Genomic DNA, 10,523 nt, shown 5'->3' on the forward strand with positions numbered 1-10,523 from the left:
TCTGGATAAGCCACTTTCTTTCCGGGAAACCGGCTATCGTGCCTTATAGGCAAAAGAGGCGAGGTTGTTCATTACAAGAAAGCCTGGGCAAGGCGATAGCTGATGCCGAAGAAACTAACTTACTCACACTGCGCAGGCACCACCTGCCGCCTTGCTCCTCCCGATCTTCGGGAAACCTAACTCTACCACTGCATGGAACGCCATGTGGTGCTACTGGTGTTTGCAGGGGTACTTTACGCTAAGGTTATGCTAGGTTTTGCCAAATTATGGGGGTAATATGCAGACACTTGAAATTAGAGCTGCGCAGTATGATGAATTGCCTGAGGTCGCTCGTATGTACCGGTATTCGCGAGACAGATGCCTTTCATTTATACCTAGACTGCACACACCAGAAGAAGATCTTTGGTTCTTTCAGAATATTGTTTTTAAAGAGAATGAACTGACAATAGTCATGGGAGATGAGCAAATCATAGGTATGATGGCCACCAAAGATGACTGGGTAGAACAGCTTTATCTGGATCCGCGGCACCTGCGGAAGGGCGTTGGTACAAAGCTCTTAGACCAAGCAAAAGCTCACTCTTCCGGAAATCTGAAGCTTATGTGCTTTGTTGAGAATGTGGATGCGAGAGCATTTTACGAAGTGCATGGGTTTAAGGAAGTGAAGCGGACAAGCGGTTCAGAGAATGAAGAAGGTGCACCAGATATTTTGTATGAGTGGAAGGCTTAGGTTTCCCGCCAAAGTAGAGGGTGCAGTGTGGTGCAGTACGACGGGCCCGAGATGATACCCCTAAAATTGCAGGGGGCATATACGGTGATTTCCGTCTAGTGCAGCGTAACTCTGAGTGGCATTGTTCGAAGTAGATGTAAGCCAGAGCACTTTGCGTTTCTCAAGATTGACGCTTCCTGCTCTTAGCGTTTTTGCCATGCGTGTCCTTTTTGGGAATATCCGAACCACTTTTAGGAGGATGCGCTTCAGGACAATGTGTTGGGAGGCACACGAGAATGCTGAACACTGCAAGTTATGCCAACTACAAGATCACTCATACGGATGAGACCTTTACGGATTGGCTTGTGAAATCTGCAGGACCTGCTTGGAATAAGGCGATCAATCACCCGTTTACCAGTGCTGTTGGCAACGACACAGTGAGTGCCGAGGTGTTCACCCGTTACTTGTTGGAGGATTACCACTACATTCAGGACTTAGCGTCTGCGCTTGGATTCCTGATTGCCAAGGCGCCGACAATGGCTGCTAAAGCACGGTTGTCTGGCTTTGCACAGCAACTGACTTCTAATGAACTGGGCTATTTTCAGCGCACCTTTAAAGAACTGGGCATCGCGCCTGAGGTTTATGAGGCTGCAAAGCCCAATACGATTACCCGGGCAATTGGCGCAACGCTGTTGTCGACAGCTGGCAAAGGTCACTACGTTGATGGCATGGCAACATTGCTGGCTTCGGAGTGGATCTATCGCGAATGGGGCCATCGGGAAGCTGCCAAGCCACGACCTGAGCGGTTCTACCTTGCTGAGTGGGTTGCGTTTCTGGCGACCGATGAGTTTGGAGAGTTCATTGAGTGGATTAAGCGGGAAGTGAACTCGATTGGCGAAGAGGAACGCGTGAAGCGCCAAAGCGAGATCTCAGAGAGCTTTACTCATATGTGTGAGCTTGAAGCAGAGTTCTTCGATATGGTGAACTGACAAAAGGCTTCAGATCTGGACCAGAAATGCTCTCTGTTTTACGGGGAGCATTTTTTTTCAAAGGGGGAGGTCCCTAGTTATACGTATTGGCTAAAAACTAGGGGTAATTGCACGTTTTACCTGTAACATCTCCGTGATATTGCTGGAAAATTGCAGAAAATGACAAGGTGTTCTCAAATGAGATTTTGTCTCGGTACGCCTTATAGGAAGTATTTTTTATGCAAGTGAGATTCTGTGGCATCTAATTCTAATAAATTCCAGTATTGGTAGTTTATTTGATTTAAATAAGCTCACAGCTTCGCTAATTGTAGAAAATTTTCCTCATTCTGATAGAACGAGCTCAACAAAATAATAGTAATCAGGAATAGATTATGTTCTCTCGTTCTACTGTTGCTGCACTTGCCCTTCTCGTGGCTGTTCCTGCTCAGGCTGAAACAATCCGTGTGGGCATGTCTGGTGGGTATTTCCCATTCACATTTGTTAAGCAAGATGTTCTGCAGGGCTTTGAAGTTGACGTTGCTCGTGCGATTGCTAAGCAGACTGGTGATGAAGTTGAATTCGTTACCATGAGCTTCTCCGGTCTGATTGGCGCTTTGGAAGCTGGTCGCATTGATACTATTGCAAACCAGATCACCATTACACCTGAGCGTGAAGCCAAGTTCACCTTCTCCCAGCCATACGTTTATGACGGTGCGCAGGTTGTTGTGAAAGCTGGCAACGAAGAAATCGGTGGCGTTGAAGACCTCAAAGGCAAAAGCGTTGCTGTAAACCTTGGTTCCAACTTTGAAGAGCTTCTGCGCGGTTTGCCGTTTGCTGATGAAATTGACATCCGCACCTATGAAAGCAATCTGGCCCAGGATACCGCACTTGGCCGTGTTGATGCGTTTATTCATGACCGCATCAGTGCAACTCAGGTGATCAAAGAAACTCCGTTGCCACTGGCGCTGGCTGGTGCTCCATTCTCTGAAATTCGCAACGCAATGCCGTTCCGTACTGATGAAGATGGTAAAGCTTTGGCTGCTAAGGTAGATGTTGCAATCGACGAACTGAAGGCTTCAGGCAAGCTGGCTGAGATCTCCGACAAGTGGTTTGGAGCGGACATCACCAAAGCTGACTAAGCTGTCCGTTCAGAATTAGTAAAGCAGTTCGCATCTAAGAATCTTTGGTGGAACTGCTTTTCCTTTTTCATGCCTTCGGGAATTTACTCCCGTCGTTCGAGGGCATGCTCTAATAATAAGAACTGATTATGCGCGCCTTAGATCTGGACTACATGCTCGGCCTTTTGCCGATCCTTTTAAAGTACTTACCCCTAACCTTGGGTATGGCAAGTGTGTCCATGATTTTGGCGCTTATACTTGCATCGCTGTTTGCAATTATCCGCGTGGTGCGCTTTCCTGTCTTGGATGCAATCACGCGGCTCTTTATCAGCTTCTTTCGTGGAACGCCGCTGCTGGTGCAGCTGTTTTTGTTCTACTACGGTTTGCCGCAGCTGTTTTCGTTCCTCACTGCGATTGATGGGGTTTCAGCTGCGATTATCGGTCTGACTCTGCACTTCTCCGCTTATATGGCTGAGAGTATCCGTGCAGCGATCCTGGGTGTAGACCGTAGCCAATGGGAAGCAGCAAAGTCGATTGGTATGTCTACTGGTCAGATGATGCGCCGGATTATTCTACCGCAAGCCGCGCGTGTTGCTGCGCCAACGCTGATTAACTACTTCATCGATCTGATCAAAAGCACCAGTCTGGCCTTTACGCTTGGTGTGACTGAATTGATGGGTGCTGCGCAGAAAGAAGCAGCAGGAAGCTTCCTGTACTTCGAGACGTTTATTGTCGTTGCCGTTATTTATTGGGCTGTGGTTGAGAGCCTTGCTTTCGTTCAGACCCAGATTGAAAATCGACTTTCAAAGGCTGTTTCCAGATGATCCAGATCCGCGGGCTCACAAAAATCTATAATGGTGTCCCTGTGTTGAACGGGATCGACCTGGATATCAAAAAAGGCGAACGCATCGCCATTATTGGTCCGTCCGGGACTGGTAAATCCACTTTGCTGCGTTGTCTCAACTTCCTTGAGACACCAGAGCAGGGTGAGTATGTTCTTGATGGCAAAAGCATTGATGTTCAAAAGGCGAATTCCGCGCAGATCAAAGAGATGCGTTTGAGGACAGCTTTTGTGTTCCAGAACTATGCTCTGTTTGCCAACAAGACAGCACGTGAGAATATTGCTGAAGGCTTGATCACCGTTCGTGGTGAAGCCAAAGAGACTGCGTTTGAGCGGGCGGATGAAATTCTACGGGACATCGGTCTGGCAGATAAAACAGATGCTTATCCTGCGTCTCTTTCTGGTGGTCAACAGCAGCGTGTTGGTATTGGCCGGGCGATGGCGAGCAACTCAGAGCTGATGCTGGTTGATGAGCCAACCTCTGCGCTTGATCCTGAGTGGGTTGATGAAGTGCTGCAGCTGCTTACCCGCGTTGCGCAGGCTCATCAGACGATGTTGATCGTGACCCATGAGATGGCATTTGCAAAAGAGATCGCTGATCGTGTTCTGTTTATGGAAGGCGGGCGCATTGTTGAGCAGGGCCCACCTGAGAAGATCTTCACGAGCCCAGATGATCCAAGAACGCGCAGTTTCTTGCGGAAAGTTCTTTAGAGAGTTTCGAGAGCGGTACCTTCTTATGGATGTACCGCTTTTCTTTTATCGACCGGACAGGGTGTTGTTGACCTGAATGAGTTCAGCGTTACCACCACACAATAAGACACCGATGCGCTCGCCTTCTTCTGGCTTGTATGCACCGGAGATCAGAGCTGCCAGTGCCGTTGCGCCGCCTGGTTCGACGACGAGCTGCATCTCTCTCCAGAGCCGGCGTTGCGCGGCGAGAATGGCGTCATCCTCGACAAGGATGGATTCTGCGATGTGGTTTCTTGCGACCTCAAACGGGAAGGTGCCGCATCGCTTTGCACCAAGTGCGTTGGCTGCGATGCTGTCCAGTTCGACATCAACTGGCTCGCCGGCTTTAAGCGCTGCGTTCATGGAGCAGGAACCAAATGGCTCTATGGCAATGACTTTGGTGGGGCTGTTTGCATAGTAGCTTGCAACACCTGCTGCGAGGCCTCCGCCGCCGACAGCCACAAGGATGGTATCCAGGTCTGAGCTTTGTTCTGCCCATTCTAATGCTACGGTGCCCTGACCGTTGATTGTATCTATGGCGTCGAATGGATGAATATCAATTGCGCCGGTTTGCTGCTGGTAGCGGGTGCAGAGTGCTGCAGCATCCGCATAGGCGGCACCTTCGACATGGACGTCCGCGCCGAAGCTGCGGATCTTATCGATCTTCGCTGGATTGGAGATCTCAGGGACAAAGATCTTGGCTTTCTTGCCAAGTGCATGAGCTGCACAGGCAACGGCAGCACCGTGATTGCCACCTGAGGCTGCTGCTATGCCAGCTTCCGGGATTGAGTTGTTTAGTAATGAGTTGAATGCTCCACGGGCTTTGAAGGAACCTGAATGCTGCAGGTGTTCCAGTTTCAAAGAAATGGAGTACTTCAGGCCAAAAGTGCCGTTACCGCTCACAATAGACGGAGTTTTGCGAATGTATTTTTGAATTCGTTTATGAGCGACTTCAATGGCTTGCTTTGATATCTGCACGGTAATGGCCTGAATATTTAATATATAGAGAAGCCCCGGAAAAATCCGAGGCTTCGAAAATTGCAATGTGCACTTTAGGTTGCTGGCATTGCAGTTTCAATCAATTTAATGAAATAGGAACAGCCATATGGAATAGCTTCATCGTTGAAGTCATATTTCGGATGGTGCAGTCCAGCAGACTCTCCGTTTCCAAGGAAGATGAAAGCACCCGGCTTTTCTTCCAGGTAGTAAGCAAAGTCCTCGCCGCCCATGGTTGGGTCGATGTTTTCATCAACTTTGTCTGCGCTGCCAGCAATTTCAGCAGCGATCTGGGTTGCGAATTTGGTCTGATCCGGATGGTTTGATGTGGATGGGTAGCCATCTGCAAAATCGTAGTCCACGCCAGCGCCGTTTGCGGCACAAACGCCTTCAACAACTTGCTTCACGCGTTGAGCAGCTTGCTTGCGGACATCCTGATCCAATGTGCGGATGGTACCACCCAGTTTCGCTGTGTCTGGAATGATATTGTATGCAGTGCCAGCCTGGAAGAAAGTCACAGAGATTACGATAGACTGCAGTGGTCCAACATTGCGGGATGCGATGGACTGCAGCGCAGAGACGATCTGTGAGCCAACCACCACAGGATCGATTGTGTTGTGTGGGTATGCTGCGTGGCCGCCGACGCCTTTGACTGTGATGGTGAACTCATCGGTGGATGCCATCAGTGGGCCAGAGCGGGTTGCGAAGTGGTCAATCGGAGTGCCTGGCTGGTTATGCAGGCCGTAGATCTCGTCAACGTTCCAACGGGTAAACAAGCCGTCGTCCATCATTGCTTTTGCGCCAGCGCCGCCTTCTTCAGCTGGTTGGAATACGAGAATGACTGTGCCGTCGAAGTTGCGGGTCTCGGCAAGATATTTCGCTGTACCCAACAGCATTGCGGTGTGGCCATCGTGACCACATGCGTGCATTGCGCCTTCGTTTTTGGATGCGTATTCCTTGCCGGTTTCTTCGGCCATTGGAAGGGCATCCATGTCAGCGCGAAGGGCGATGGATTTGCCAGCGCCGCCGTTGCGGCCTTTGATAACACCAACTACGCCTGTGCGGCCAACACCTGTGGTGACTTCATCAACACCGATCTCTTTCAGAATTTCGGCTACTTTTGCTGATGTCCGGTGTGTCTCATAAAGAACTTCAGGATGTTCATGAAAATCACGGCGCCAAGCGGTGATTTCATCGTGCATTTCTGCAAGACGATTAATGGTTGGCATCGGAGTGCTCCCTCAAATACTTCGGATTCTTATTGAGATTAGAAAATGAACCTCACTTTGGCCCAGTGCAGTGAAATATTGCAAGAGCAAATCAATCGCAAAAGGGTCAGTTGAGTAAAATTAAATGAACTGCCAATGTGGCTCCTTAACTAACCCAAGGACAGCTTAATCACGCTAAGTTATCGCTGACGTCAGGTCACATATTGCAGTTTGTTCAACTTCAACAGCGGTGAGGCAGTATGGCGATCTATCGGAGTGTTTTTCGGAATGTCACAGAGGAGAAACAGCAATGGATGTTTCTCAACAAAGCCAATCGATACACCAGCCTTTTGCCTGCCAAAGCCGAGTTTGAAACTGGTCCTTTTGATTTTCGACGCAATGTCTCGATCAATCTTCTCGTGAATGGTGGTCTGTTCGGGACTTCTTTGCGTTACAACTCCTTGCGGGACAGTTGGAGTATGTGGCCGCTGACCAGTGATTTCTCGCTTCAGATTGATAAGCGGAATGTGATTGTCGAGTGTGCTTTGACATCCCCCTATAAAACCGATGCGAATGTGGAATCGCTTGCTCGGTTCTTTGAGGAAATGAGCCGACCTAGCCGGTAATTGATACTCAGAGAGTCAAGAAAACGCGTAGACGGGTGTCTTTTTTGTCTCGTTGTCTTCCAGCTCTCGCTGTACTGGAATTTCATAGGTTTGCAGGTGGGTGAGACGTGAGGTTGGGAAATAGGAGCGTCGAGGGTCTCCTACCAAAACCGGAATTGGTTTTTCCTTAGGACTGGTGTCTAGCCAACTAAGAACCCTTGTGGTCATATCCGGGTCGTAAAAGACATCGCCGCAGCAAATCAGGTCGTAATTACCAAGAGAGCTTCCCAGAAGGTCTTTAGTGCTGACTTGAATTGTAACCTGATTCAGGTTTGCGTTGATAAGTGCGGCATCTGCAGCGAAGAGATCGATGTCTGCTGCGATAGCTGAGGCTGCTCCGGCTTTCATTGCGGCGATAGCGACGAGGCCTGAGCTGCTGGCGAAGTCGAGGATGTGTTTGTCCTTAACAGTCTCGGGATTGTCGAGAACGTAGCGTGCCAGTGCTTGTCCGCCTGCCCATGCAAATGCCCAGAATGGTGAGGGGACTCCGCGCTCTTCAAGCTCCTCTTCACCCATGCGCCAGAGATCGACGCTTTCGTCTGCCAGGTGAAGGAATATGGACGGCGCATGAGGAACAGGGTGTTGCCGTGTCTGTTCCAAAATAAAAGCGCGCCGGTCCGTAATTTTCATCGTGAGATTAGACCTCAGATGGGTCCATTCCTGCCATTTCCAGAACCACGGCCCATTCTTCCGGTTTTACCGGCTGAACAGAAAGGCGCATGGAAGTCACTAGGGCCATATCGGAGAGGCGTTCTTCGGCCTTCACTTGCGCCAGTGTTACTGTCTGCGGAAGGTCTTTGACGGCTTTGATGTCTACGCATTCCCAGCGTGGGTCATCGGTTGTGGAATCCGGGTGTGCGAGCGCGCAGACCTCTACGATGCCGACAACTTCTTTGCCGATGTTGGAATGGTAGAAGAAGCCCCGGTCTCCGATCTTCATGTCGCGCATGAAGTTGCGGGCCTGATAGTTGCGTACGCCGTCCCACTCTTCGCCTTCTTCGCCCTTGGCTTTTTGATGATCCCAAGACCACTTGTTAGGTTCGGATTTGAACAGCCAGTATTGCAACTTTGCCTCCATTAAAAAGAGCACCTGCCTACAATGAGAGACTGGTGCTCCAGAATTGACGTGTTGTAATACTTACAACAAAATTAGGCTTCTGGGTTCTTAATTACCCAGTTCCAAGGACGGATCTCAACAGATTCAAAGAGGCCTGCGAGTGAATAAGGATCTTCATTAGCTACTGCCAATGCCTCGTCCCTGTTCGCAGCTTCTACCAAGACCAGCGAACCCGTCGGAGATACGAGGTCATCACACATAAAAGGACCAGCTGCCTTCAAGCGATCACCAAGACCCTTGAGAAAATCGAGATGGTCTTGTCGTGTTTTCTGGCGAAGGTCTTCAGAATGCGCCTTATCAGTGCAGATGAGAGCGTACAGCATATTGGATACTCCAGTAGCAGGTTTTCAACCTAACCATTTGATCCCTGATATACAACCAGGCAATTCCTAGCTTAAAAGGATTCTACTAGGGGTGTGTCTCTCGTTTGAGGGGGCGCGTCATTAAGTCGCTCAAAGCCTGTGCGACGTCGATTTTCCCAGCTACGATTTGTGACACGGTGTTTGCAATTGGCATGTCGACACCATGTTCGGCTGCCAAGGCGACCGCGATATTAGCGGAGTGAGCGCCTTCTGCAAGCTTTTGTCCCGGTGCGACCAATTCCTGCGGTGTTCTACCCTGTCCGATCTTTAAGCCGAAGGCAAAATTTCGTGATTGGGTTGAGGAACATGTGAGGACCAGATCACCAAGACCAGACAAGCCTGTGAGCGTTTCGCTTCTGGCATTCAGTGCCATGCCGAGGCGGGTCAGTTCTGCGAAGCCACGGGCCGTCAAAGCTGCCTGTGCGCTGGCGCCGAGGCCATAGCCGACCGCTGCGCCGCATGCGATTGCGAGCACGTTTTTGAGGGCTCCACCAATTTGCACGCCGATGAGATCATCAGTTGCATAGGGGCGGAAGCTGTTTGAGGCGAGTGCTGCGGAAAGCTGATCTGCTACTGCACCGTCTTCAGCCGCGATTGTGACGGCTGTTGGCAAGCCCTTTGCCACGTCATGTGCGAAGCTTGGGCCGGACAGCGCTGCCGGGATGGCATCAGGCGCCACGGACTTGATCACCTCAGACAGGAGCTGGCCGGTTGATTGCTCGATGCCTTTTGCGCAGAGAACGATTGGTGTTGCTGGCTTTAGAAACGGCTTGATCGCTCCTGTCATCGCCCGTGTTGTTTGTGCCGGGGTGACGAGTAGGAGCGCGTCAGCACCGCTGACAGCATGCTTGAGGATGCCGGTTGCGGTGATTTGCTCTGTCCACTCGATGCCGGGCAGGTATTTCGGGTTCTGTTTGCTGGCGTTTATTGCGGCGATGGTTTCCGCATCGCGGGCCCATAAGGAGACTTCCCGACCTGCTCTTGCGGCTGCCAAGGCGAGCGCAGTTCCCCAAGATCCTCCGCCAATTACAGCGATCTTGTTTAGAGCAGTGGTCATGTTGTTTTCCTTATTGGGTGATGTTCAGTCGTTCACACAGTTGCTCAAGAGGGATATCGAACCCTCCGTGCATTGTTAGCTTGGACTTAGTTTCGTTGTCTGCCAAATCAACCCAGAAGAAGCGAAAGAGGATAGGATCTCCACCGTCATTTGGGCTCATTTCGTAATGATCCCAAGTCTGCTTTGCTTTTTCCTGAATTTTGAGATGGAAAAATTTGCGGCGGTGTAGCTCCGGACCTGAGGTGAGGGCATCGTCATACAGGAAGTCATGCCCTGTAAATTGTTCGAGTGCGCCGGAAACACTCAGACCGGTTTCTTCTTCAAACTCGCGTTTGGCGGCCTGTAGATAGCTTTCGCCGGGATCCAGTGTTCCACCTGGCACCTGCAATGTGCCTGCGATGTCGGTTTCCGGTTCGTCAAAAACGAGAAGATGTGTGCCGCAGGTCATGTAGACGTAGGCTTTGTGCCGAGGCTGCAATGTCGTTTCCACCATGAATCAATCAAATCAATGTTGTTTGAATTTGGCAGATGTTATTTGCAGGAGTTTGTTGCAAGCAAGGCGTTATAGCAGTTTGCACATAATAAGCAGCATGACACGCGCTTTAGCGCCGCATGGTTTTACCTGCAGCGTGGAACGGAATGCCCCGAAAGTTCGGGTGTGAGCAAGGCGAGCAGGCAGTGCCTGCGCATTGTAAGTAAATTAGTTTCTTCGGCATTGGCTGCTCGCCTTGCCCGGGCGTTTTTGTATGAAACAAG

Annotated in this window: 13 protein-coding genes; 6 read left to right on the forward strand and 7 right to left on the reverse strand. The window is 50.3% G+C overall.

Annotated features, from left to right (window positions below; genetic code table 11):
• Window positions 1-277 precede the first annotated feature (277 nt).
• The 5 genes from PsW74_RS10530 to PsW74_RS10550 all read left to right on the forward strand — a co-directional run bounded on the left by PsW74_RS10530 (window position 278) and on the right by PsW74_RS10550 (window position 4,344).
• A complete protein-coding gene (locus tag PsW74_RS10530) occupies window positions 278-727 on the forward strand; it encodes a GNAT family N-acetyltransferase (RefSeq protein ID WP_208987933.1) in 450 nt (149 codons plus the stop codon).
• Between the two features lie 275 nt (window positions 728-1,002).
• Window positions 1,003-1,695 (forward strand): TenA family protein, encoded by a 693-nt coding sequence (locus tag PsW74_RS10535; RefSeq protein WP_063290351.1) that lies wholly within the window; start codon window positions 1,003-1,005, stop codon window positions 1,693-1,695.
• A 371-nt stretch (window positions 1,696-2,066) separates the two neighbouring features.
• Window positions 2,067-2,813 (forward strand): amino acid ABC transporter substrate-binding protein, encoded by a 747-nt coding sequence (locus PsW74_RS10540; RefSeq protein WP_057465114.1) that lies wholly within the window; start codon window positions 2,067-2,069, stop codon window positions 2,811-2,813.
• Between the two features lie 128 nt (window positions 2,814-2,941).
• On the forward strand, window positions 2,942-3,616 hold the full coding sequence (locus tag PsW74_RS10545; RefSeq protein WP_057465115.1) for an amino acid ABC transporter permease: 675 nt from the start codon (window positions 2,942-2,944) through the stop codon (window positions 3,614-3,616).
• Window positions 3,613-4,344, forward strand: coding sequence for an amino acid ABC transporter ATP-binding protein (locus PsW74_RS10550; protein WP_063290350.1), 732 nt, complete (start codon window positions 3,613-3,615; stop codon window positions 4,342-4,344). Before PsW74_RS10545 ends, PsW74_RS10550 begins: the two co-directional genes overlap by 4 nt.
• Window positions 4,345-4,389: 45 nt before the next feature.
• Here PsW74_RS10550 and PsW74_RS10555 read toward each other — a convergent pair whose 3' ends face one another.
• Both PsW74_RS10555 and PsW74_RS10560 read right to left on the reverse strand, forming a co-directional pair.
• Window positions 4,390-5,340 (reverse strand): threonine/serine dehydratase, encoded by a 951-nt coding sequence (locus PsW74_RS10555; RefSeq protein ID WP_063290349.1) that lies wholly within the window; start codon window positions 5,338-5,340, stop codon window positions 4,390-4,392.
• A 74-nt stretch (window positions 5,341-5,414) separates the two neighbouring features.
• Window positions 5,415-6,587 carry a M20 aminoacylase family protein gene (locus PsW74_RS10560; protein ID WP_063290348.1) on the reverse strand — a complete coding sequence of 391 codons (1,173 nt, stop codon included), beginning with the start codon at window positions 6,585-6,587 and terminating at the stop codon, window positions 5,415-5,417.
• A 239-nt stretch (window positions 6,588-6,826) separates the two neighbouring features.
• Between PsW74_RS10560 and PsW74_RS10565 the strand changes: the two genes are divergently transcribed.
• Entirely contained in the window at window positions 6,827-7,192 is a 366-nt protein-coding gene (locus PsW74_RS10565; RefSeq protein ID WP_063290347.1) for a hypothetical protein, read from the forward strand.
• A 15-nt stretch (window positions 7,193-7,207) separates the two neighbouring features.
• Here the strand turns inward: PsW74_RS10565 and PsW74_RS10570 are convergent, their stop codons facing one another.
• The 5 genes from PsW74_RS10570 to PsW74_RS10590 form a co-directional block, all read right to left on the reverse strand.
• Window positions 7,208-7,861, reverse strand: coding sequence for a 50S ribosomal protein L11 methyltransferase (locus PsW74_RS10570; RefSeq protein WP_063290346.1), 654 nt, complete (start codon window positions 7,859-7,861; stop codon window positions 7,208-7,210).
• A gap of 7 nt (window positions 7,862-7,868) precedes the next feature.
• The gene (locus PsW74_RS10575) at window positions 7,869-8,297 is read right to left on the reverse strand and encodes an EVE domain-containing protein (protein ID WP_057461924.1); all 429 of its coding nucleotides are present in this window, start codon (window positions 8,295-8,297) and stop codon (window positions 7,869-7,871) included.
• An 83-nt stretch (window positions 8,298-8,380) separates the two neighbouring features.
• Complete coding sequence (locus tag PsW74_RS10580) at window positions 8,381-8,671, reverse strand: YciI family protein (RefSeq protein ID WP_057461912.1); 291 nt, start codon at window positions 8,669-8,671, stop codon at window positions 8,381-8,383.
• 85 nt (window positions 8,672-8,756) lie between these two features.
• Window positions 8,757-9,767: an NAD(P)H-dependent glycerol-3-phosphate dehydrogenase gene (locus PsW74_RS10585; protein ID WP_063290345.1), complete on the reverse strand. Its 1,011-nt coding sequence runs from the start codon at window positions 9,765-9,767 to the stop codon at window positions 8,757-8,759.
• Between the two features lie 10 nt (window positions 9,768-9,777).
• Entirely contained in the window at window positions 9,778-10,260 is a 483-nt protein-coding gene (locus PsW74_RS10590; RefSeq protein ID WP_244271790.1) for an NUDIX domain-containing protein, read from the reverse strand.
• Window positions 10,261-10,523: the final 263 nt, after the last annotated feature.

The organism is Pseudovibrio sp. W74 (genome assembly GCF_001623085.1).
Lineage (GTDB): Bacteria > Pseudomonadota > Alphaproteobacteria > Rhizobiales > Stappiaceae > Pseudovibrio.